This window comes from Sorangium sp. So ce296 (assembly GCF_051529605.1).
GTDB lineage: Bacteria > Myxococcota_A > Polyangia > Polyangiales > Polyangiaceae > Sorangium > Sorangium cellulosum_D.
Map to the genome: position 1 here is coordinate 2357812 of NZ_CP150325.1, position 22784 is coordinate 2380595.

Annotated in this window: 18 protein-coding genes; 7 read left to right on the top strand and 11 right to left on the bottom strand. The window is 74.3% G+C overall.

The genetic code is table 11. The annotated features are described in order from the left end of the window. Nucleotides 1-91 precede the first annotated feature (91 nt). The 3 genes from WME98_RS09060 to WME98_RS09070 form a co-directional block, all read right to left on the bottom strand. Nucleotides 92-1525: a cytochrome P450 gene (locus tag WME98_RS09060; protein ID WP_437950910.1), complete on the bottom strand. Its 1434-nt coding sequence runs from the start codon at nt 1523-1525 to the stop codon at nt 92-94. Nucleotides 1526-1644: 119 nt separating this feature from the next. Then, entirely contained in the window at nt 1645-2844 is a 1200-nt protein-coding gene (gene thrS, locus WME98_RS09065; RefSeq protein WP_437950911.1) for a threonine--tRNA ligase, read from the bottom strand. Nucleotides 2845-3050: 206 nt separating this feature from the next. After that, a complete protein-coding gene (locus WME98_RS09070; RefSeq protein WP_437950912.1) occupies nt 3051-3680 on the bottom strand; it encodes a hypothetical protein in 630 nt (209 codons plus the stop codon). Between the two features lie 336 nt (nt 3681-4016). Between WME98_RS09070 and WME98_RS09075 the strand changes: the two genes are divergently transcribed. Next, nucleotides 4017-5021: a tetratricopeptide repeat protein gene (locus WME98_RS09075; protein ID WP_437950913.1), complete on the top strand. Its 1005-nt coding sequence runs from the start codon at nt 4017-4019 to the stop codon at nt 5019-5021. A gap of 16 nt (nt 5022-5037) precedes the next feature. On the opposite strand, the gene WME98_RS09080 is transcribed toward WME98_RS09075, so the two are convergent. Beyond that, on the bottom strand, nt 5038-5370 hold the full coding sequence (locus WME98_RS09080) for a transcriptional regulator (RefSeq protein WP_437950914.1): 333 nt from the start codon (nt 5368-5370) through the stop codon (nt 5038-5040). Nucleotides 5371-5621: 251 nt separating this feature from the next. Here WME98_RS09080 and WME98_RS09085 point away from each other — a divergent pair, with 251 nt between their 5' ends. Together WME98_RS09085 and WME98_RS09090 are read left to right on the top strand one after the other, a co-directional pair. After that, nucleotides 5622-8180: an alpha/beta fold hydrolase gene (locus tag WME98_RS09085; protein WP_437950915.1), complete on the top strand. Its 2559-nt coding sequence runs from the start codon at nt 5622-5624 to the stop codon at nt 8178-8180. 341 nt (nt 8181-8521) lie between these two features. Continuing rightward, the gene (locus WME98_RS09090) at nt 8522-10387 is read left to right on the top strand and encodes a hypothetical protein (protein ID WP_437950916.1); all 1866 of its coding nucleotides are present in this window, start codon (nt 8522-8524) and stop codon (nt 10385-10387) included. A gap of 60 nt (nt 10388-10447) precedes the next feature. Here the strand turns inward: WME98_RS09090 and WME98_RS09095 are convergent, their stop codons facing one another. Then, nucleotides 10448-11230, bottom strand: coding sequence for a class I SAM-dependent methyltransferase (locus WME98_RS09095; protein WP_437950917.1), 783 nt, complete (start codon nt 11228-11230; stop codon nt 10448-10450). Nucleotides 11231-11321: 91 nt separating this feature from the next. Here WME98_RS09095 and WME98_RS09100 point away from each other — a divergent pair, with 91 nt between their 5' ends. Beyond that, the gene (locus WME98_RS09100; protein WP_437333014.1) at nt 11322-12161 is read left to right on the top strand and encodes an AraC family transcriptional regulator; all 840 of its coding nucleotides are present in this window, start codon (nt 11322-11324) and stop codon (nt 12159-12161) included. Between the two features lie 102 nt (nt 12162-12263). Here WME98_RS09100 and WME98_RS09105 read toward each other — a convergent pair whose 3' ends face one another. After that, on the bottom strand, nt 12264-13145 hold the full coding sequence (locus WME98_RS09105; protein ID WP_061622058.1) for an OmpA/MotB family protein: 882 nt from the start codon (nt 13143-13145) through the stop codon (nt 12264-12266). A 248-nt stretch (nt 13146-13393) separates the two neighbouring features. Between WME98_RS09105 and WME98_RS09110 the strand changes: the two genes are divergently transcribed. Continuing rightward, complete coding sequence (locus WME98_RS09110; RefSeq protein ID WP_437568038.1) at nt 13394-14410, top strand: isocitrate/isopropylmalate dehydrogenase family protein; 1017 nt, start codon at nt 13394-13396, stop codon at nt 14408-14410. Between the two features lie 25 nt (nt 14411-14435). Beyond that, complete coding sequence (locus WME98_RS09115; RefSeq protein ID WP_437950918.1) at nt 14436-15272, top strand: hypothetical protein; 837 nt, start codon at nt 14436-14438, stop codon at nt 15270-15272. A gap of 85 nt (nt 15273-15357) precedes the next feature. Here WME98_RS09115 and WME98_RS09120 read toward each other — a convergent pair whose 3' ends face one another. The 4 genes from WME98_RS09120 to WME98_RS09135 all read right to left on the bottom strand — a co-directional run bounded on the left by WME98_RS09120 (nt 15358) and on the right by WME98_RS09135 (nt 17846). Then, a complete protein-coding gene (locus WME98_RS09120) occupies nt 15358-16101 on the bottom strand; it encodes a hypothetical protein (RefSeq protein WP_437950919.1) in 744 nt (247 codons plus the stop codon). Further along, nucleotides 16098-16961 (bottom strand): Smr/MutS family protein, encoded by an 864-nt coding sequence (locus WME98_RS09125; RefSeq protein WP_061627684.1) that lies wholly within the window; start codon nt 16959-16961, stop codon nt 16098-16100. Before WME98_RS09125 ends, WME98_RS09120 begins: the two co-directional genes overlap by 4 nt. Then, nucleotides 16873-17250 carry a hypothetical protein gene (locus WME98_RS09130; protein ID WP_437950920.1) on the bottom strand — a complete coding sequence of 126 codons (378 nt, stop codon included), beginning with the start codon at nt 17248-17250 and terminating at the stop codon, nt 16873-16875. Before WME98_RS09130 ends, WME98_RS09125 begins: the two co-directional genes overlap by 89 nt. 191 nt (nt 17251-17441) lie before the next feature. Further along, complete coding sequence (locus tag WME98_RS09135; protein ID WP_437950921.1) at nt 17442-17846, bottom strand: hypothetical protein; 405 nt, start codon at nt 17844-17846, stop codon at nt 17442-17444. 682 nt (nt 17847-18528) lie between these two features. Between WME98_RS09135 and WME98_RS09140 the strand changes: the two genes are divergently transcribed. Beyond that, nucleotides 18529-21369, top strand: a complete 2841-nt coding sequence (locus tag WME98_RS09140; RefSeq protein WP_437953966.1) for a serine/threonine-protein kinase — start codon at nt 18529-18531, stop codon at nt 21367-21369. Between the two features lie 79 nt (nt 21370-21448). Here the strand turns inward: WME98_RS09140 and WME98_RS09145 are convergent, their stop codons facing one another. Beyond that, entirely contained in the window at nt 21449-22774 is a 1326-nt protein-coding gene (locus WME98_RS09145; protein WP_437950922.1) for a hypothetical protein, read from the bottom strand. Between the last annotated feature and the right edge of the window lie 10 nt (nt 22775-22784).

A 22784-nucleotide genomic window follows, 5' to 3' on the forward strand; every position in this document is an offset into this window, starting at 1 on the left:
GTTAGTAAGGCTAACTAACATCGTCAAGCGGGTTCGCACGGCCGGCGAGACCCCTCGCCGGCCGGAGTGCGCGGCGAGGGGGGTGCCCCGCTCAGGAGAAGCCCATAGGGCACCGCGCTGCGGGCCTCGACGCGACGCCCTGAAGGGCCGGATCCGCCTGGCTGCCCTCCGCCGCTGCGCCGCCGCCCGCCGTCCTGGGCCTCTCCCGCTCGCCCTCCAGGATCATCGCCATGCCCCCGCTCGGCCCCATGGTGAGCCCGCGGCGCACGTGCTGGATGGGCGCCTGGCTCTCGAGCCGGAGCCGGTATCTCCCGAGGATCGTGCCGAGGACGACCTTCATCTCGTACATCGCGAACGCCGCGCCCAGGCACCGGCGGGCGCCGCCGCCGAAGGCGATGAACTCGAACGGAGAGAACTTCCGATCGAGGAAGCGGGAGGGGCGAAACCGCTTGGGCGACGGGTAGAGATCCTCGCGGCCGTGCAGGAGCAGCGGTGAGGGGGCGACGGACTCGCCGGCCGGGATGGTGTAGCGCCCGAGCTGGAAAGGCCTCATCGCGACGCGGCCGACGTCGACCACCGGCGGGTGGATGCGCAGCGCCTCGAGACACACCGCCTCCAGGTACGGCAGCGACGCGAGCGCGTCCGGCGCGGGCGACGGGCCGAGCGCGTCGATCTCGGCGCGGAGGCGCGCGAGCACGGCGGGCTCGCGGTGCAGCCAGTACATCGCCCATCCGAGCGACATGGCCGTCGTCTCGTGGCCCGCGAACAGGAGCGCGCGGAGCTGATCCGCGATCTCGGCGTCGCTCATGCCCCCGCCGTCGTCGTGCCGGGCGCTCATCATCAGGCCCAGGATGTCCTGCGAGGCGTCCTCCGCCGCGCGCCTCCGCTGGACCTCCTCGACCAGCAGCGCGTCGAGCGCCCTGGCCGCGCGCCGGTTGCGCGCGTAAGGGCCGAAGCCGCCGAACTCGCGCCGGAGCGCGGGGATGACGAAGAAGCTCGGGCTCAGCGAGTCGATGAGCGCGAGCACGGCCTGGCGGGTCCGCCCGACGCGCTCGTCGCCCCTCACGCCGAAGACCACGCGGACGATCACGTCGAGCGCGATCGCCTGGGTCGCCGCGAGCATCGAGAACGAGCGCCCCGGGCGCCACCGCGAGGCCTCGCCCAGGCTGATGTCCGCGATCGCTTCGCCATAACCGCGCATCGCGCCGGCGCCGAACGGCGGCCCGAGCAGCTTCCGATCGCGCCGGTGACGGGCGCCCGTCGTCACGACCACCGAGCTCGTCCCGAAGACCGGCTCGGCCAGCTCGGCGGCCCACACCCCGAACGTGTCGGGGTCGGCCGTGTAGATCGCGCGGATCGCCTCCGGATCGCCGGTGATGGTCAACATCCCGTTCGGAGCTTTCACGCGGAACGTCGGGCCGTGCTCGGCGGCGTAGCGCTTGAAGATGGGCTCGGAGGAGATGAATCCAGAGCGGATGTAGTCCACGAGGCTGAACGACTTCGGGCCGGGCGGCAGAGATCCCATGTTGCTCCGTGGGTGAGGTGAGGGTCGTCGTGCGGATCCCCGGGCCGGGAGAGCAGGGCCCCGGGGATCCGTACGACACGCGCGCCGGCGCCTGGTTCCGGGAGATCGCCGGCGCGCGCTCAGGCCTGCGGCTCACACCGCCGCACGACCTCGACGACAGCCTCGTCGAGCGGGAGCTCGCGCTGCTGTCCGCCCTCGCGCTCCCGGAGCGCCACGGAGCGGCGCTCGGCCTCGCGCTTGCCCACCACCGCGACCAGGGGGATCGAGGCGGCGTGCGCGAGGGCGATCTTCCGCGACAGCGTATCGTCGCCCGCGTCGAGGATCGCGCGCACCCCCTTTTGCCGGAGGCGCTCGAGAACCTCGTCGGCATAGGCGCGCTGCGCGTCTGTCACCGGCACCACGACGACCTGCTCGGGAGATAGCCAGAGCGGCAGCGCGCCCCGGTAATGTTCGAGCAGGATGCCGAGGAAGCGCTCCACGCTGCCGAACAGCGCGCGGTGGAGGATCGCTGGTCGCCGGCGCGCGCCCGAGGCGTCGACATAGGTGATGTCGAAGCGCTCCGGCAGCACGAGATCGAGCTGGATCGTCCCGCATTGCCAGCTCCGCCCGAGCCGGTCGCGCAGCACGAACTCGAGCTTGGGCCCGTAGAAGGCCCCCTCCCCAGGCTGGAGGCGGTACTCGAGCCCCGCGCTCCGCGCCGCGGCGGACAGCGCCGCCTCCGCCCGGTCCCACACGGCGTCGCTCCCGTAGCGCTCGGCGGGGCGCGTCGAGAAGCCGACCGCCATGTCGTGGAAGCCGAAGCCGGCATAGAAGTCGCGCAGCGCGCTCGCGAAACGCACGACCTCGGCCTCGACCTGCTCCTCGACACAGAAGATGTGGCCGTCGTCCTGCGTGAACTGCCGCAGCCGGAACAGGCCGTGCAGCGTGCCGCTCGGCTCGTCCCTGTGCACCATGCCGAGCTCGCCGATCCGGAGCGGCAGATCCCGGTACGACGGCGCCATGCGCGCCACGATCTGCATGTGACCCGGGCAGTTCACGGGCTTGATGGCGGCGGCGTGATCCTCCTCGGACAGCCGAAACATGTTCGAGGAGAAGTTGTCCCAGTGGCCGCTCGCCTTCCAGATCGCCTGCCGCAGGATCAGCGGCGTGCGGACCTCTCGATAGCTGTCGCGCATCATCTGGCGCCGGACCGCCTCCTCGAGGAGGCGATAGAGCGTGAAGCCGCGCGCGTGCCAGAACACCATGCCAGGCGCCTCCTCCTGGAGGTGGAACAGATCGAGGCGCTGGCCCAGATAACGATGATCGTCTTCGTCGAGCATGTCAGTCTCCGTCGGCGGTGGCCGGGCCAGACGGAGCGCTGAAAAGCGACGTGCCCCGTCCGGAGTCCGGCGGGGCTTGGTGTCTCGTGGTTCGTCAGCTCATCGCATGCACACGAGAACCATCCCGCCGGTGCGGGTAGTGGTCGTCGTGGTCGCGGTGAGGCGGGAGCTCACGAGGGGAGTTTTATCGCGGTGACCTGGGCTCGTCAAGCGGGACGTCCGTGCGCGTTTCGTGCTCCGGGCGCGTCCCGCGCGGCCTCGGGGCTGGCCGGCCGGCCGGCGAGGGCGCGGGAGAGGAGCACCGCCCCGGTGAAGAGGTAACCCGAGCAGGACCGGAAGACGTCGTAAGAGCGGCCGATGAACGGAACGTTCCGCAGGATGTCCGCGACGCGCCAGATCTCCTCGTGACGCGTGATCCTGAAGCTCTCGCCGCCATCGATCAGGTCGAACTCGTACGTCAGGATCACCCGCATCGGGTACGCGCAGCGCGGGAACAGCCTCAGGTAGAGGGTGCCGTCGACGACGGCGCGGCCCGCGTCGCGCGGCGCGCAGAGCCGGACGCTCAGCTGCGAGACGTCGAGGTCGAAGCGGGGACCGCCGCGCGCTCCGGAGAGGTCGACCTGGTACGTCTCGACGCCGCGCACGCGCCGCCACGGACCGACGAACTCGATGCCAGGGGCGAGGTAGGGATAAACCTCCTTCTCCAGCGTCGCGCCCGGAACGCTCGTGTCGTACAGGAGGAGCGAAAGGCGCCTGAAGCGGTCCTCGAGGTCGTCGAGCCCGAGGCGCGGCATCGAGGGCATCGTGAACGGGAGGCAGTTCACCTTTGTCGCCATGTCGTGACTCTCCATCTCGTTGCGTTCCCCGCCCGGTGTGAATCGACGGCGCGGACGGGGAAGATGAAGGCCGAGACGCAATGGACGGGCCGAGGCGGAGCGCGCTCCGGTGCGTGCGCGGCGGCGCCTCGCCCCGCCCGGCGCGCCGCGTGTGGTCCGCCGCGCACGGCGCTCGAAAGGCCCAGATCTCCGCGCGGCAGCAGGGCGAGAATCGGCGCGCTCGCCGCCGATTGGCCTGGTCGCGGGGGCGTCCGCCGCTATCTTCCCGCGCCGTTCGGCTCGCGAGGGGCGCGGCGTTTCGCGCCCTCTGCAGCCGGTGAGTCACGAGGAGAGGGAGTGTCACGGGTGCTGGAGAGCGCAGCGAGCGCCGCCGGGAGGTTCACGGAGCCGCGCAGGGCGGCGGCGCGGCGGCTCGCCGCCCTCGCGGCCGTCGCCCTCGCCTCGGCGGGGTGCATCGCGCGGGGGGCGCCGGCGCACGCCGGCCATGGAGACGCGGGCGCAGCGGCGCCGGCGCGCAGCGGTCACGGAGGCGCGGGCGCGGCGGCGCCGGCGCGCAGCGGTCACGGAGACGCGGGCGCGGCGGCGGAGCGGCTCTTCCGTGAGGCGGAGTCGCTGGCGAGCCGCCGCCGCGCGATCGGCGTGCAGCTCTTCGTGCTCGACGAGGCCGCGGAGGCCGGCGCCGCGGGCGAGCGCGCCGAGGCCCGGCGGGCGGCGCTCGAGGCGGAGGCCGCGCGGGCGCTCTCGAGGACCGTCGCGGCCTACGCCGCGCTCGTCGACGCGCCGGCGCTGCGCGCGGCGGAGCAGCGGCCCTCGGCGCTCCTCAAGCTCGCGCAGGCGCTCCAGGACAGCGGGGACCTGCGCGGCGCCGAGGCGCGGCTGCGCCAGCTCGCCCTCGAGCACCCGGCCTCGCGCGAGGCGCCCGAGGCCCACCTCGCGCTGGCCAACCTCGCGTTCGCGGCGGGGCGCCTCGACGAGGCCGTGAGCGCCTGCGACGCCGCCCTCCGCGGCGCCGCGGGCGCGGCGCTGCGAAAGCGCGCGCTCTACGTGAAGTCGTGGAGCCTGCGGGGGCTCGGCCGCGGGGGCGCCGTCGAGGAGGCGATGGAGGCGCTGCGCGCCATCGTGCAGCTCGGCCCCGCGCGCGCGGGCTCGCCGGAGGCGACGATCGACGAGGCCGCGGAGCGCGAGCTCGTCGAGCTCTACGCGGCGCACGGCGATCCCGCCCGCGCCCGCGCGTTCTTCGCGGGCGCGGGCGAGCGCGCGGGCCCGCGCCTGCTCGGCGAGGTGGAGGCCCGCGCCGCGCGGCGGCGGCGCCCCGGGGCGCTCGATCGACCGACGCTGTGAGCGGCCGCGGGGAGGGTCACCCTTCGCCCGCGTCGACGCGGAACCGCGGCGCCTCGATGCGCTCCCCGCGGCACGCCGGGCAGCGGCTCGGCTTCGCCAGCGAGCGCCGCTCGTCGAACGCGTAGCCGCACCCCAGGCAGCGCGCCGGCGCGATCGAGAGCCGCTCGCCGCGGGCGCGCAGCGAGCGCGCGAGGTGCTCGAGGTGCGGCGTCACGTCGCGCTCGCGCAGCCCGACGCGTGCGGAGAGCTCCCACGCGGTCGCGGCGCCCCTGCGCAGCTCCTCCAAGAGCGTCTGCCGCACCGTCTCCGACCGGGGCGCTGGGCTCGGCGGTGGCTTCGACTTGCTCATACAATTCCAGATCGTGACACCGCGGCTGCGCCGGTCCACCGCCGGCGCTGTGCCCCGCGCGCGGCGAGCGGTCCTCTGCCGGACGCCGGGCGCCGGGCGCCGGGCGCGCGCCGCGCGTCGTCGCGGCGCGGCCGGGACAGACGGGCTCCGTCTCGCGACGGCGGCGGCGCAGCGCGGCGCGGCAGAGCCCGCGCCACCATTGCGCGGAACACTCCTCGCACGGAGAATGCCGCTCCGGAGAACCGCAGCGCATGACCCCGTGCCCGTCCGAAGACGCCCTGGCCGCCTGGCTCGAGGGCCGCCTCCCGCACGAGGCCACGGCGACCCTGCGCGCGCACGTCGACGGCTGCGCCGACTGCCGCGCCGCGATCTCGGCGCGCCCGAGCGAGAGCGGCGTGGGCGCGCCGCTCCTGCTCCCCTCGACGGGGCACCGCGCCGGCGAGGCCGAGCCGCCGCCGTCGTCCTCGGAGCCGTGGGCGCCGCCCTCGACCTTCGACGATTACCGTGTGGTCAGGCCGCTCGGCCGCGGGGGCATGGGGCAGGTGTACCTCGCCCACGACGAGGTCCTCGACCGGCCCGTCGCGCTCAAGTTCGTCGCCGCGGACAACCCCGATCCGAGGACCATCGAGCGGCTGCGCGTCGAGGCCCGCGCGATCGCGCGCCTCCAGCACCCCAACGTCGTCGCCGTCTTCCGGATCGGCGAGGTGCGCGGGCGGCCCTACATCGCCTACGAGTTCGTCGAGGGCGAGCCGCTCGAGCTGCTCCCGAAGCCGGTCCCGTGGCAGGCCGCGCTGCGCATCGCGCTCGGCCTCGCGCGCGGGCTCGCCGCGGCGCACCGGCGGGGCGTCCTGCACCGCGACATCAAGCCGGCGAACGTGATGCTCGACGCGAGCGGCGAGGTGAAGCTGCTCGATTTCGGGCTCGCCAAGCTCGTCGACCGGACCGCCGGCCGCGACGCGGGGCGGCGCGTCTCGTCGAGGCCCCCCGGCGCCCCCGCGCGCCGGCCGCTCTCGGACGTGTCGGCGTTGACGACCGCGATCCTCACGGAGCCCGACGCGGCCCCCGCGCTCGAGGCCGCCGGCCTGACCCACGGCGGCACGATGATGGGCACGCCGCTCTACCTCGCGCCGGAGCTCTGGGCCGGGACCGCCGGCACGCTCCAGTCCGACGTCTACGCGCTCGGGCTGGTCCTCTACGAGCTGTGCGTGGGCCGGCTGCCCCACGCCGGGCTCGACCTGCACGCCATCGCCAGCTGGGTGACGGCGCGCGCGCTCCCGCCGCTCCGCTCGCTCTGCCCCGACGTCCCGGAGATGCTCGCGGAGGTCATCGACCGCTGCGTCCTGCGCGATCCCGGGGCGCGCTTCGCGTCGGCCGAGGAGGTGCAGGCCGCGCTCGAGGAGACCGAGGCGCTCTGCCGCGCGTTCCAGATCGTGCGCTCCGGGCCCGCGTCCGCGGGGTCGCCGGAGACGGACGCGGACGTCGTGGGCGCCTCCTTCGCGCGCCTCGCGCCGCGCGCCGAGGAGCTCGTCTCGCGCTTCTACGAGCGGCTCTTCCACCGGGAGCCGGCGCTCCGGGCGCTGTTCCCGCCGGACATGCGCGAGCAGCGGCTCAAGCTCGCCGCGGCGCTGCAGCTCGTGATCGACAACCTGCGCGCGCCGGACAAGCTGATCGAGATGCTCGAGGCGCTCGGGCGCCGCCACGCGGCCTACGCCACGCTGCCCGAGCACTTCGACGCCGTGGGCCGGGCGCTGCTCGAGGCGCTCGAGGCGCTGGAAGGCGACGCGTGGACGCCCGCCACCGCGCGGGCGTGGGCGGGCGCGTACGCGCAGGTCGCCGAGGCGATGCGGCGCGGGCTCGAGGCCGCGCGGGGGACGGCGGTCTCCTCCGCGCGGGCGCCGGCGCCGCTGCTCGCGGCGGAGACCCGGTTCGCCACGAGCGCGGACGCGAGCCTGGCCTACAAGGCCGCGGGCGACGGGCCGCTCGATCTGGTGCTCGTCCAGGGGTGGGTGACGCACGTGGAGGCCGCGTGGGAGGACGCGCTCATGTCCCGGTTCTTCGCCGAGCTCGGCGCGGGGTCGCGGCTCATCGTGCTCGATCAGCGCGGCACCGGCATGAGCGAGCGCGAGGGCGCCGGCGCGCCCGCCGAGCAGCAGGCCGAGGATCTGCTCGCCGTCCTGGACGCGGCCGGCGTGGAGCGGGCGGCGCTCCTCGGCGTGGGGGGCGGCTTCGCGCCGTGCGCGCTGCTCGCGGCGGCGCACCCGGCGCGGGCGCGCGCGCTGATCGCGCTCGGCAGCGCGGCGCAGATGGCGGCCTGGCCCGGGTGCCTCTTCGGCCTCGCCGGCGAGGACGCCGAGGAGGCCGAGCGCGCGCTGCGGAGCGCCTGGGGCGAGCCGCTCTTCCTCGATCGCCTCGCCCCCTCGGCCGCCGAGGACGCCGCCTTCCGGCGCTCCTGGGCCGCGTACCTGCGCCACGGCGCGAGCCCGAGCGGGGCGGCGCGCATGCTCCGGGCGCACGCGGCGGCCGACATCCGGTCGGCGCTGGGCCAGGTGAGCGTCCCGTCGCTGGTGCTGCACCGCGCCGGCGATCGGGCCGTCCCCGCGGCGGCCGGGCGCGACCTGGCCGGCCGCATCCGCGGCGCGCGCTACGTCGAGCTGCCGGGCGACGATCACCTGCCCTTCGTCGGCGCGTCGCGGCCGCTGCTCGCCGAGCTGCGGGCCTTCCTCGACGCAGAGGCCGCCGGGGGGAGCACCGTCGCGAGCTTCGTGCCGCCCGCGGCGCTCCGCACCTCCGGCGCCGCTTCCGGCGATTGACGCGTGACGCGCTGCCCCGAGCACGTCGCGAGTCGATGAACGTCCGCCGGCGCCGCGACGGCGGACGTTCATCGACTCGCGCTGCGGAGCGCGTGTGGGGAATATGCCGCTCGCGCGAAGCGCCGTCGGACCGGCGCTCGCCCCTCGGGCGCTCGAATGCGCTCGTTCATGGGTATTCGCGCGCATTCGAGCGCCGCGCAGGAGCGCTCGAATTCAGCGATCAGCGCCGCTCTCTCCGGTTTTGCCCGATACGACTTGAGAGATCTCCTTATCCATCTATCTTGTTGTGCAAAGACGGTATCCGCCTTGCCGGTGCATGATTCGACCGCTAACTTGAATTGATGGATATGTGGACACGCGCGCTCACCTGTGGCTGCGCCTTGATCGGAGCGCTCGCGAGCGCTTGCTCCGGGACGGAGCAGGGCGCTCCTGCCGCAGCGTCGAGCGCGACGGATGCGGGCGGCGAGGGCGGCGAGGGCGGCGCAGGGGACGCGGGCGAGGGCGGCGCAGGGAGCGCGAGCGAGGGCGGCGCCGGGAGCGCGGGAGAAGGCGGCTCAGGGAGCGCGGGCGACGGCGCGGGCGGCGCTGCCGGGGGCGCGGGCGGCGCCGGCGGGGAGGCGGGCGGCGGTGGCTGTCCTCCTGGAGAGGAGGGCTGTCCGTGCGGGTCTCTCGGCGAGTGCGGCGGCGAGCTCCGCTGCGTGGACGGCGTGTGTATCTCGGGCTGCGGCTGCACCGACGGATACGCCACCGTCGAGGGCGAGTGCGTCTGGCAGGGAGGCCCGCAGGATCCCTCGTTCCAGAGCGCGGACACCTGGAGCGCAACGGGCGCCGCGCTCGTCCGCCCCGAGGCCGAGGGCAACGGCAACCCGGGGGCCGGGGTCATCGGCAGGGGCGCGGTGTGCCAGATGGCGGGCTTCTCTCAGCAGCTCACGATGCCGGACCTCGCGTGCGCCGAGCCGCTGCTCCTCACGTTCGCCGCGCACGTCGCCTGCGACGCGGGCATGGACTGCATCGGTCCCCCGGGCGTCGGTGTCCGCATCAACGGCGGATTCACGAACCTCGATCTCATGCCCTCTTCGTCCTTCGCCCCGCAGCGCGTCTGCCTGGGAGAGCGCGCCTATGGAGGGCAGATCGAGCTGCTCCTCGGGCCCTCCCGGAGGTCTCCCCAGTGCGACGAGGAAGCCGGACAGGGCTACATCCTGGCCTTCGATGACGTCGCGATTCGACCGGATAAGATGAGCGCTTGTCCCCTGCCGGGCCAGGTGCTGAACGGCGACTTCGAGGCAGGCGACGCGGGCTGGACGGCGAAGCCGGAGAACGGCGTCTCCGAGGTCACGAGCGGCCTCGGCCAGGGCGGCGGCAAGGGCGGGCACATCGGCACCACGCGCTTCTGCCAGTATCCCTCGCTCGAGGGCACGGTCTCGGCCCCGTTGCCCTCCCCCGCGCTGCCGAACCCGGCGCTCCGCATCTGGAGCCAGGGCAGCCCGGGCGCGGTCGTCAACGTCACGCTGAGCACGCACCAGCTGACGGCGCTGACGGGCACGGGCGAGGCGCAGGTCTCGCACGTCTGCTTGCCCCGGTGGGCGCTCGGCATGGCCCACAGGCTCGCCTTCGCCTACCGGAACCGGAGCAGCCAGCCGTGCACGGACGAGAACCAACGCGACTTCGCGGTGGACGATCTCGCCTTCGTCTCCGACGATCGGTGCCCCGGGGACGCGCCGCTGTTCGACCCCGGCTTCGAGAACGCCGGCGCCGGCGCGAGCCTCTCGCCGGCGTGGGTCCTGAACGCGGACGATCCCTCGCGCGGCAGCGCCAGGCTCGCCGTCGACGCCGCCGCCGCGCACTCCGGCGAGGTCTCCCTCTCGCTGTCCGTGAAGAAGCCGTGCCGGGAGCCGTCGGCCTCCACCGTGTTCACGGTGCCCGAGCCCGAGGGGACGGCCGGCCCGGCGCTGAAGTTCTGGTACCGCACGAGCGACCTCCGCGCGGCGACCGCCTCCTCGAGCCCGGGCGCCGCCCTCCCCGCCAGCGAGCGCTGGAAGCAGCGGACGATCTGCCTGGATCCGCGCACGGCGGGCAGGCCCCAGCACCTCTCCTTCAAGCTGGGCGCCAGCGGCGTCTGCAACGAGCCGCTCGGTCAGGAGACGCTGCACGTCGACGACGTCGAGGCGACGACCGACCCCTCCTGCCCGGCCGCGCCGCCCCCCTGAGCTCCCGGCCCCCGGCGCGGTCGTTGCGCCGTCGTTGCGCCGTGCCGCGCGCCGCTCGGCTCAGCCGCGCTTGCGCCCCACCAGGATGACGATCGGATACGCGAAGCACACCTCGTCCCCCCGGAGCGCCGCGCCGACGCCGAGCGCGTCGACGCCGACGTCGGCGCGGTAGAGGGCCCGGAGCCGGTCCGCCCCGCCGGGCTCCGGGAAGGAGGCCCGGAGCGCGGCCTCGAGCTCCACCTCGAGCCTGTACCGCGCGGTCGTCTCGATCTCGAGCCCCGCCGCGTCGAACAGGGCGCCGAGCTCGCGCTCGGTGTGCGCGCGCGCGTGCGACGGATCGCGGATCTTCTCGGCGGCGTCGTACGCGTCCCGCTTGTCCTCGGCGGGCGCCACGTCGATCACGGCGACCCGCCCGTTCCTCTGGCACACGCGGGCCATCTCGCGCAGCGTCACGAGCGGATCCAGCAGGTGGTGGAAGCTGTAGCGGGTCGTGACGAGGCGAAAGCTCTCGTCCGGATAGGGCAGCCGGCTCGCGTCGCCGAGCTGCCAGGTGACGTTGGAGAGGCCGAGGCTCGCCTGTCGCTTCCGCGCCTCGTCCAGCATCGCCGGGACGATGTCGAGCCCCCGCACGCTCGCCACGCGCGGCGCGAGCGCGCAGGCGACGATGCCCGGCCCGCAGGCGACGTCGAGGGCCGCGTCGCCCGGCGCCGGCGCGAGCGCGTCGAGCAGCAGCGCCATGGCGGATTCGGCGGAGTGGGCCGGGACCTCGGCGAACGGCCTGGCCTGCCTTGTGAACTGTTCCTGGATCAGCGCATCATGCGTCGTGGGATCGGCTTGGCTCATGGGGCTCGAAGGTGGACCACCTCGGTCTTTACGGCTGCCGGCGACAGGACAAAGATCGTCGCCGAGAGGCCACGCCGTGCAAGCCCGCGTCATGACCCCCACGGAGACCGCCGAGCACCTCGCCAGGCTCGGGCTCGACAAGGTCCCCGCGCGCGCGTTCTCCTATGAGGACGAGCTGCCGGGCGTCGCCTACGCCTGGCACACGCACGCGCGGCACCAGCTGCTCTGTCCCCTGGCCGGCACGGCGCGCCTCGACGTCGAGGACGCGTCCTTCCTGCTCCCCCCGCAGCGCGCCGCGCTCATCCCCGCGGGCGAGCCGCACGCGACCACCCGTCGCGACGCGTCGATCGTCTCGATCTATTTCGAGCCCGCGGCGTTCCCCTCCCCCCTCGCGGCCGTGAGGGTCTTCGAGGTGACCGCGCTCCTGCGCGAGATGGTGATCTACGCGCGCCGCTGGCCGGTCGCGCGGCGCCCCGACGACGCCGCGGCCGACACCTTCTTCGCGGCGATGGCGGATCTCATCGCGCCGCTCCTCGATCGCGGCGCCACGTACCGGCTGCCCCGCGGCAGGACGCCGCCGGTGCAGCGGGCGATCGCGTGCGCGCTCAGCGACGTCGCGAGCGCGGATCTCGCGCGGGCCGCCGCCTTCGCCGGGGCGACCGAGCGCACGCTGCGGCGGCGGTTCCGCGAGGAGACCGGCGTCACGTGGCGCGCCTTCGTCACGCGCGCGCGCGTGCTCCGGGCGCTCGACCTGCTCTCCGGCCCGAGCGCCAGCGTCACGCAGGTCGCGGTCGACGTCGGCTTCCAGAGCCTCGGCGCGTTCGCCGCCGCGTTCCGCGCCGTGACCGGCCAGACGCCGAGCGAGTTTCGCAGGACCGCGCCGCCCTGGCCGGGCGGCGATGGCCACAGCAGCTGGCCCGAGCCGACCTGACGGCGCAGGCGAAGCGCCCGACGAGCGTGGATCCGACCGCGGCCGTGCGCGCCGCACCCGCAGCGCGCGCCGCACCCGCAGCGCGCGCCGCGCGAGCCCTCGCTACTGCGTAATCGCCTTGAGGTCGAGCATCTCCTCGACGCTCGGCACCACGATGAGGTCGCACCGGCGGTTCTTCTGCCGCCCCTCGTCCGTGTCGTTCGTCGCGACCGGGTCGGTGTCCGCGAAGCCCGCGGCGCTCCACTTCGCGACCGGGAGCGCGCCCCCGCCGCCCTTCATGTCGGCCGGGCTGACCAGGTACAGCAGCACCTCGCGCGCGCGCATCAGCGACAGGCCCCAGTTGTCGCGGAACTGACCGCCCGCGAGCGGCTTGTTGTCGGTGTGGCCGGCGACCTGGTAGTAGCGGTTGAGCAGCGACGGGTCGTTCCGGACGACCGTGGCCACCTTGAGGAGGATCTCCTTGCCCTCCTTCTTCAGCGTCTCGCGCCCGGAGTCGAAGAGGACGTCCCCCGGCAGCGAGATGACCATCCGGTTGTTCCGGATGTTCACCGCGAGGCCGAGCTTCGTGAGCTCGTCCAGCTTCTTCCGGAGCGTCTCGAAGCGCGCCTTGATCTGCTCCAGCTGGCGGGCGCGGGCCTTGAACTCGGCGAGCGCCTTCTCGCGCTCCTCGAGCGTCGAGCTCAGCTGCGACACCTGCGTGCTCGTCGCCTGGAGGTTCTCGTTCAGCTTGCTGATGTCGACGCCGGCCGCCTCGAGCTGCCTCGTCAGCTCCGCGACCTTCGCCTGCTCCACCTCGAGCGCCTTCTGCGTCTCGGCGAGGCGTTGCTCCGTGCTCTGCTGCTGGCTCTGGAGGCGGCTGTACTTGTCGAGCTGGGCCTTCCACTCCTCCTCGGAGTAACCGCACCCCAGCGAGAACGACGCGATCACGGCAGGCAGGAAGGCCGCGAAAGCAAGGCTGCGACCTTTCAAGACACGAGGGTGCATGAGCACGCTCCTTCACTCTAGTTGGTGAACATCGGCGGGGGCGGATGGCCCGGCCCGCGCCCGGTTCCAGGTGGACAGCGGCCCGTCAGGCCGTGCGGGGGCGTACCCTAGCGAGGTCGGCCGCGGTTGTAAAAGGCGCATCGCACCACCTCCCCCGGTCGCCCGCGCGCCGGCAGGCGAGCGCGCGGCGCGCGCTCGGGCTCGCTTGCCCATTGTTCCCGCCAGCACACCTGCTAATGGGACGGACCATGCCCTATCGCATCACGTTGATCCCCGGCGACGGCATCGGCCCGGAGGTCGTGAAGGCGACTCAGGACGTGGTCTCCGCCGCCGGCGTCGCCGTCGACTGGGAGATCCACCACGCGGGCATCGAGGTGGCGAAGCTGACGGGCTCGCCGCTCCCCCTCCCCGTCATCGACGCCGTGCGGAAGAACCGGATCGCCCTCAAGGGCCCGGTGACCACGCCCATCGGCGGCGGGTTCCGGTCGGTCAACGTGACGCTCCGGCAGACGCTCGACCTCTACGCGAACGTGCGGCCGATCCGCAGCCTGCCGGGCGTCGAGCCGCGGTTCGACGTCGACATGGTCATCGTGCGCGAGAACACCGAGGGGCTCTACGCCGGGCTCGAGCTCATGATCCTGCCCGGCGTGGCCCAGAGCATCAAGCTCACGACCGAGCGCAGCTCGACGCGCATCGCCGAGTTCGCGTTCCGGTACGCGAAGCGGCACGGCCGGAGCAAGGTGACCATCGTCCACAAGGCCAACATCATGAAGCTCTCCGACGGCCTGGCGCTCGACTGCGCGCGGCGCGTCGCCGTCGGTCACCCCGAGGTCCAGCTCGGCGAGATGATCGTGGACGCGGCGGCCATGACGATGGTCCGCGAGCCGAACAAGCTCGGTGTGCTCGTGACGGAGAACCTGTACGGCGACATCCTCTCGGATCTCGGCGCCGGCCTGGTCGGCGGCCTCGGGATCGTGCCCGGCGCGAACATCGGCGACGAGGCCGCGGTCTTCGAGGCGGTGCACGGGTCGGCGCCGGACATCGCGGGCAAGGGCTACGCGAACCCGACGGCGCTCGTGCAGAGCGCCGTGATGATGCTGCGGCACCTCGGCGAGCACGAGGCGGCCGACCGGATCGAGCGGGCGCTCACGGCGGTCTACCGGGCCGGCCAGGTGCGCACCCGCGACCTCGGCGGCACCGCGAGCACCGACGACTTCACCCGCGCGCTCTGCGCGGAGATCGAAAAGCCTCGCGCCGAGGCGTAGCGACGGGCATCCTGATCCCGCGGACGTGGGATCTGCCTGGACGTGGCTGCTCGAGCGGTGCGCCGAGACCGTCGGCGTGACGGACGGGGCCGCCGGCTCGGCGGGCGACGCCGCGCGGCGCCGGCGTCGGCGGACGCTCGCCCTCCTGCTGTCGCTCCTCGTCGGGGCGAGCTGCCTCCTCGGCGAGCGCTGGGGCGCGAAGGGCCTGCTCCCCGCGGTCGCGCTCTTCCTGCTGGCGGTGCAGGCCACGCGCGCCGTCCTCGCCGCGCGCGCGTCGGTGTGGCGCGCCGCCGCCCTCGAGCTCGACGACCCCGCGCAGCGGCCGAGCGAGCGCGCGGATCCGTGGTTCTCGCCGCCGACGGCGCGGGTCCTCTGCGCGCTGGCCTCCGTGATCGACGCCGCGCGCCGCGAGCGCTATGCGATCGCGCTGGAGCGGCTCCCGTACGTCGATCGGGCCGCGCTCCGGCCCGACGAGGTGCGGCTGCTCGACGCGGCGCGGGCGCTGCTCTCCCTCGGCCTCGGCGATCCGGCGCGCGCGGCGCAGCAGGCGATCGTCGCGCTGCCCACCGGGATCGACGCGATCGACGCACGGCTCGGCCGCGTGGTGCTCGCCGACGCGTGGAAGAGCCCCGCGCGGCTCGAGGCGATCGAGCGCGCGTGGCGGAGGGAGCTCCAGAGCGGCGTGACGTCCGAGGCGCTGGAGCGCCTCCTGTCGCTGTCGCGGCTGCGCTTCGCGCCGCGGGCGCTCGAGGCGCTCAAGCCCGCCGAGGCGCGCGCGCTGTCGGCCGAGGCCTGGTCGATCGGCGAGGAGGAGCTCGCCGCGGCGCTCGAGGCCCGCGCGCGGGGCGGCGTCTACCGCTGAGCCTCGCGCTCAGGGCGGCGGCTCGCGCTCAGGGCGGCGGCTCGCGCTCGGGGCGGCGGCTCGCGCTCAGGGCGGCGGCTCGCGCTCAGGGCAGCGGCTCGCGCGGCACGGCGGGCGCGGTCTCGCGCACGAGGCGGAGGCCGCCGAGGGAGATCTCGACCACCGCGGCGAGCCGCTCGCCGACGAGCCGCTCGGCGGAGGGCCCCGCGGCGCGCGTCTCGGCGACGAAGGCGAAGCAGCGCCGGCCGGAGCCGCCGAAGGCGACCGCGAAGCCGTCGATCGGCGCGCCGGGCGGGGCGTCGGCGACGCCGATCGCCACGACGGTGTCGAAGCCCTCGGGCACGTCGATCCGGCGCTCCACGGCGGTGAGGCTCTGGTCGGGGCGCGGCAGGTCGCGCCAGAGCCGCGCGCGCGCCTCGCACGCGGCGCGGCTCGCGCGGCCGTCCTCGCGCCAGGTGCGGACGAGCAGCGACGTCGACGACGCGGCGTGGGTCGCGACGAGCCAGGGGCCTTCGCCGTCCTCGACGCGGAAGCTGCGCGCGTCGGGCAAGGGGAGCAGGAGATCGAAGCGCTCCGAGCGGTATTCGCCGAGCTCGCCGTCGCCGAGCGTCGATGGGGGTGGGGGCGGCGCGAGCCTCGGCGGCGTCGCGGGCGGCGCGGCCAGGGCCGGCGCGCACGCGGGCAGCAGGGCGAGCAGCGCCGCGGCCGGCAGCAGGCCGCCGAGCGCCGCCCGCGCGGCCGGCAGCAGGACGCCGCGCTTGGCGCGCGCGGCCGGCCGCCGCGCGTGCCCCGGCGTCTCGGCAGGCTCCCTGCGCGCCTCCGGCCTCATCGCGCGAGCAGCACGAGCACGGCGCCGGCGCCGCCCTCGGCGTCCGGGGCCGTGGAGAACGCGGCGACGTGGCGGGCGACGCGGCCGTTGCTGAGCCAGGCGGCGATCTCGCCGCGGAGCACGGCGTGGCCGCCGGGCGAGTGGTTGCCCTTGCCGTGGACGATGGCGACGACGCGATCGCCGTCGCGCTGGCGCTTGCAGACGAAGGCCTCGACGGCCTCGCGGGCCGCCTCGAGCCTCAGGCCGTGCAGGTCGAGGGTGCCGTCGACGGCGTAGCGGGCGCGCCGGAGCCGCCGGAGCTCGCGCGGATCGACGTCGAGGCGCCTGCCCTCGATGCGCGCGCTGTCGTCCGTGGTCTCGAACTTGATGCCCTCGATGACGAGCGAGCGCATGCGCGAGCGCGCTTCCTCGTCCGGATCGGACGCGATCGTCGGCAGCGCGGCGCGCTCGACGCGGCTCGCGGTGACCGGGATCCGGTTCACGCGGTCCTCGAGCACGCGGACGCCTGCCATGTAGATCGCGAACGTCTCGGGGTCGACGGGCCGCGGCGCCGGCTCGACGCCTGCCTGCGCCGCCGCGCCGGCGGACGCCTTCGCCCTGGCCTTCGCCTCGGGCTCCGCCTTCGCCCTGGCCTTCGCGTCGGGCGCCGCGGCCGTCTTGGCCTTCGCGTCGGGCGTCGCGGCGGCCTTGGCCTTCGCGTCGGGCGTCGCGGCCGGCTTGGGCTTCGGCTTCGTCAGCTGCCGGAGCGTGGAGAACGGCTGGTAAAACGCCTCATTCGCCTTGTGTGCCGCCGCCTTCGCGGCCCGCCCCGGGCTGGCCGTCGCTCTCGGGTCTCTCTCGCGCTTCGCGCCCTTCGCCATCCCCCAGAACATCGCGCGCGAGACCGCGGAGCGCAAACCGAACGGACTCGATGCCGGCGAGCTGCCCGTCCTCGAAGTGCCAGTCCGGGTCGTCGAGGCCGGGGAAGTCGTGCGGGTTGCGGATGTCCTCGGCCGTGAGCGTGGGGATGAGGCGCCGCGCGAGCTCGACGACCTTGGCCCGCTGCGCCTCCTCCATGGCCGCGAGCAGCGCGAAGATGCGATGGAAGAGCTCGGCGGGCGGGAGGGCGGCGTGCCGGGCGCCGGGCTCGGCTGCATCGGGAGGGGGCATCGGGCGCAGGATACTTCATCGGACCGGCGCCGCCGCTCGGCCCGCTCACGGCGCGCCGCCGCTCGGCCCGCTCACGGCGCGCCGCCGCTCGGCCCGCTCACGGCGCGCCGCCGCTCGGCCCGCTCACGGCGCGCCGCCGCTCTCCTGCGGGGCGGGCGGGCGATGCTGGGGAGATGCGCCGTCTAGCGGCGTCAGCGATCCTGGAGGCTCACGGCGGGCATGGGGCAGCCCCCTGCCGGCGTCGCCTCGGATCGCCCGCGGTCACGGAGCCGCGCGTCGTAGGGATCGAACGGCCGGAAGGGCCGGAACGGCCTGTGCGGCACGAAGTGCCCATACGGCCGGAAGGGCCTGTAAGGCTCGAAGGGCCTGTACGGCTCGAAGGGCCTGTACGGCCGCAAGAGCCCATAGGGCCGGAGGTCCCCGCGATAGGGGCTATCGTCCGGGGGGATCCGGGCGTCGGCGAGCGTCGGGCTCGCTGCCTCCTCCACGATCACGAGCTCCTGGACGGGTACCGTGTCCTCCGCTGCCGCGAGCTGCGCGGCGCCGAGCGCGATCCCGGACAGCGCCAGCGCACCGAGCGCTTTCACCAGCTTCATCGCCGACTCCTTTCACGATCCGAGCGGCTTGCCGGGTGTCGTCCCATGCAGGCTGCGTCCACGGCGATGCAAGCTCGAGGCCCGTTCGCGACGGATCGCCGGGTGTCACGCGGCGAGTCGTGGATTCCCGAGAGCCTCGGGTTTGCGGCTGCGCGCCCGTCCAGCGGGGCGTCTCGTGTGCAAGGCGTGGACAGCGGACAGCGCCTCACGGGGGGCGCCGCGGATCCAGGGGCGAGCATCACGCCAACCTGTCGCATCTTCCCGACGTCGGCGGGTATTCCTCCGCGCCCGCCGAGCTGGCGAGGCACGAGCAAGCAGCAAGCGTCTCAGAAATCAACAGCGGTTGCGCGCATCGACGCATGTTGCACGGAATTGGCGCATGCGGCTCGGCGCCAGCGGGCCCAGAGGCCACGATTCGACAGTGCGATCGAGGGTTTGACCTGACGGCGCAAGAGGCTTGCCCGGCGTCGACGTCGGGTATGCACAGGATCGCATCCCACATTATCTGACCAAATTCACCTCATTCCTCCATTGGACTGCATCGAAGGGGCGACTCACACGTTGATCATCGAGCCGTCTCGCACAGGAGGAGGGGGAGATGCCTGCCACGATGGTCACCGGGAAGTCGCTCCGTCGATTTGCTGCGCAGTCGAGCAAGATCGCGGGAGCGGGAGATCGAGCGATGAGCAGCGATGGGCATAAGGACGCTCCCTACGCGAATACCTTGCTTTCCTCCGCGTCGCCGACGAGCGCCACGCTGCCTCAGGGGGAGACGTTCGAAGCCGGCTGCGCGGCCGCGGGCGCTCGCGAGCGGAAGGGCCGCGCGGCGACCGCGGTGGTCGCCCCGCCGCCCTCGCTGCGGTTGCAGACCAAGCCGCCGCCTTCGGCCGGCACCCGCATCGGCCATTACGAGCTCCTGCGCGAGCTCGGCCAGGGTGGGATGGGCGTGGTGTTCCTCGCGCGCGACACGCGGCTCGCGCGCCTGGTCGCGATCAAGCTGCTCACCCGGCTCAGCAGCCTCGGGGTGCAGCGCTTCTTGGTCGAGGCGCAGGCCACCGCGCGCTGCAAGCACGAGCATATCGTGACGATCTACGAGGTGAACGAGCACGACGGATATCCGTACATGGTGCTCGAGTACATCGAGGGCCAGAGCCTCCGCGGCTGGATGGAGCAGCGCAGGCCCGCGGGCGCCGGCGAGGAGGCGTCGACGGCGCCGCTGCCGCCCGGCCTCGCGGTCGACATGATGGTCCCCGTCGTGCGCGCCCTCGCGAGCGCGCACGCGTCCGGCATCGTCCATCGCGACCTCAAGCCCGAGAACATCATGCTGGACGCGTCGGGCGCGATCAAAGTGGTCGATTTCGGCATCGCCAGGCTGCGCGACGACGAGGCGAGCCTCGCGGCCGAGGGCTCGTTCGCCGGAGACGCGCGCCTCACCCCCGACGGAGGGATGATCGGCACGCTGCCGTACATGTCCCCCGAGCAATGGAGAGGCGTCGAGATCGACCCGTCCAGCGACATCTGGGCGGTGGGCGTCATGCTGCACGAGCTCGTGCTCGGCGCGCACCCGCTCGCGCCGTACGACAGGATGGTCCTCCTCCGCGTGCCGGCCCTCGACGAGCCGATGCCCGAGGTCGGCGCGCGCCACCCCGAGCTCGGCGCGCTCGGCGCGATCATCGATCGCTGCCTGCGCAAGCGCAGAGCCGAGCGGTACGCCTCCGCCGAGGAGCTCCTGGCCGAGCTCCTGCCCCTCCTGCCCGGGTGCGGGGAGATCCACCTCGGCGCCGACGAGAGCCCGTTCGCCGGCCTCTCGTCCTTCCAGGAGGCCGACGCCGACCGCTTCTTCGGCCGCGCGCAGGACGTCGCGGGCGTCGTCGCGCGCCTCCGCAACCAGCCGCTGCTCGCGATCGCGGGCGCGTCGGGCGTGGGGAAGTCGTCGCTCGTGCGGGCCGGGGTGATCCCGGCGCTCAAGCGCTCCGGCGAGGGCTGGGAGGCGCTCGTCGTGCGGCCCGGGCGCGAGCCGACGGCGGCGCTCGCGGAGCTCTTCACGAGCCCGGCCGTGACCCTGAGCGCCGAGCTGCAGGCGCTCGTCCCGGAGGGCGGCGCGGAGGCGCGCGCGGCGCTGGCCCCGCGGCTGCGCGCCGAGCCGGGCCTGCTCGGCGCGGCGCTCCGCGGGTGGGCGGCCCGCGCGCAGAAGCGCCTCGTGGTGTTCGTCGATCAGTTCGAGGAGCTGTTCACGCTCGGCGCCCCGGCCGACGAGCGCGCGGCGTTCCTCGCGTGCCTGGAGGGCATCGCCGACGACGCCTCGTCGCCGCTGCGGGTCGTCGTGTCGGTGCGATCGGACTTCATCGAGCGGCTGGCCGGGCACGAGCGCTTCATGGCGGCGATGCTCCGCGGCCTCGTGTTCCTCCGGCCGATGGGGCGCGAGGGGCTGCGCGAGGCGCTGGTGAGGCCGATCGAGGCGGCGCGGCACGAGATCGAGGACCCGGCGATGGTCGAAGGCATCCTCGACGCGCTGGAGGCGACGCACGGCGCGCTGCCGCTGCTCCAGTTCACGGCGGCGAGGCTCTGGGAGATGCGCGATCGCAAGCGCCGGCTGCTCACGCGGGCGAGCTACGAGGCGCTCGGCGGCGTGGCCGGCGCGCTGGCCAGCCACGCCGACACGCTCCTGGCCGGGATGAGCGGGCGCCAGGCGAAGCTGGCGCGGGCGGTCCTGGAGCGCCTGGTGACGCCGGAGCGGACGTGCGCCGTGGCCAGCCTGGGCGAGCTCTGCGAGCTGCCCGGGGATCCGGTCGCCATCGAGCGGGTGGTCGGCCTGCTCGCCGACGGGCGGCTCCTGGCGATCGAGCGGGGGAGCGATCGCGCGGGCGGCACGGTGGAGATCGTGCACGAGTCGCTGATCGAGCGCTGGCCGACGCTCAAGCGCTGGCTCGACGAGAGCGAGGAGGACGCGGTGTTCCTGGACCGGCTGCGCGCGGCGGCGAGGCTGTGGGATTCGAGCCATCGCGCCGCGGACATGCTCTGGCGCGGCAAGGTGGCCGAGGAGGCGCGCGGCTTTCGCAGGCGCTACCGGCGGGAGATGCCGGAGCGGGAGCGGCTCTTCCTGGAGGAGGTGCTCCGGCTGGCCGACGACAAGCAGCGCCGGCGGCGCCGGCTCGTCACCGGGGTCATCGCGGCGCTGTTGCTGCTGATGGTCTCGGGGACGGGGTTCGTGAAGGCGACTCACCAGAACTGGCTGATCATGGGTCAGAACGAGGACATGTGGCGGGCGATCGCGAGCGCGGCGGAGGCGAGGAGCGCGGCGGACAAGGCGCGGCGGGAGAGCGAGGCGCAGCTCGTGCTGGCCGAGCTGATGCTCCGCGACGCGGTGGAAGACCGGGAGCGCGCCGAGGTCGAGGCCGAGCGCGCCCAGCTCGCCGCGATCGAGGCGCGGAAGGCCGAGGTCAAGGCGAGGAAGGTGGTGGAGGAGGCGGCGCGGAGACGGCGCATGCGGAGCGGACCCTATGAGATAGCGACAGAACGGTAGACGGCGCTCGATCGATGTGGAGGTCGACGACCATGGCGGCGCGGTGACGTGGGACGACGGAATCGCCGCCGGCCTGCTCTCACGCCGAGATCGCCTTTTCCGCCGCGCCGAGCTGCTGCACACGCAGCTCCGTGGCGAGCGCCTCCGCTGGCCTTCCCGCCGTCCGCAGCAGCTCCACGAGGGACGCCCCGACGGCGGCGTACGAGGTCGTCTTCCGCACGCCGGGGTCGAGCGACTGGGCGAACGCGAGCGCGTCCTCCCACGTCCGCTTGGCCAGCGCGGGATGGCCTTCCAGGCGCGAACACTCGCCGTGCATGCGCATCGCCTCGAGCACGAGCGCTGGCGCCTCCTGCCCCAGGTTCGCGGCCGCGGCATACGCTTCGCGCGCCTCGGCCAGGCGCTTCGCTGCGAGGAGGACGCCCGCCTCGCCGAGCGCCGCGTGAGCCCCGAGCAGCCGGCGCCCGGCGGCGAGGGCGAGCGCCTTGCCCTGGCGAAAGGCGGCGAGCGCGGCGCGCGGGTCACCCGCCGCGGTCGCGGCGCTGCCCAGCGCGATCGACGCTGCGGCCTCCTCCTGATCGAGGCCGCTCACATGGCAGAGCATGCGGGCGGCGCGCAGCTTGCGAACGGCGCGCTTGAACGCGCCGTCCTGCATCGCCTTGCCGCCGTCGAGCAGCAGCCGGCGCAATGACGCGCCTGCGTCCTCCGAGGCGATCTTCCGGCCGAGCGCCCGCTCTACGGCGTCTTTCTGGCGGGGGGCCAGCTTCGGCTGCCCTTCGGTGGGCGCCGGCGTGCCATCGCCACCGAGCTGCCTGAGGGAATCGAGCAGCGCCGCCTGGTCGACCTCGAACCTCGCCTCGCCCGGAAGAAGCGCGGCAAGATCGCTGCCGGGCACCTCGAGCGCCGCGAGGCGCAGCGTGGTCCCGTTGGATACCGGGACGAGGCGCCCGACCAGATCGCGGTACGCCGACGCCTGCTCGACCTGCGCGGGAGCGAGCACGACGACGAGCCCATCGAGCACACCGGCCGCCGTCCGCCCTGCTTCCGCGAGGCGCTTCCGCAGCGCGGCTTGGTCCACGGGTCCCCTCGCCGGAGGGAGCGGCGGCAGCGCCAGCCCGTCTTTCGCGAGCCCGTCTCGAAGCGCGGCGAGGTCGCGCTCGAGCCGCTCGGCGATCGCCTCGACGTACGCCGCTTCGCCTGCGAAGGACGCCTCGACCACCACGAAAGGGTGCCGGTTGTCCGGCTGCCACTCCATCCACCGGAGCGTCTTCAACCAGTCTCTCCGATCTGCCGGGCCTGTCCTGACCCGCAGCGCTCTCGGCCCGCTCCGCTCGTGGCCGGGCGGCGGGGACCAGAACGCCTGCCATTCTCTCCGGAAACGCTGCGCCGCGAGCGTGATCGGGTCCATGGCGGCTCCC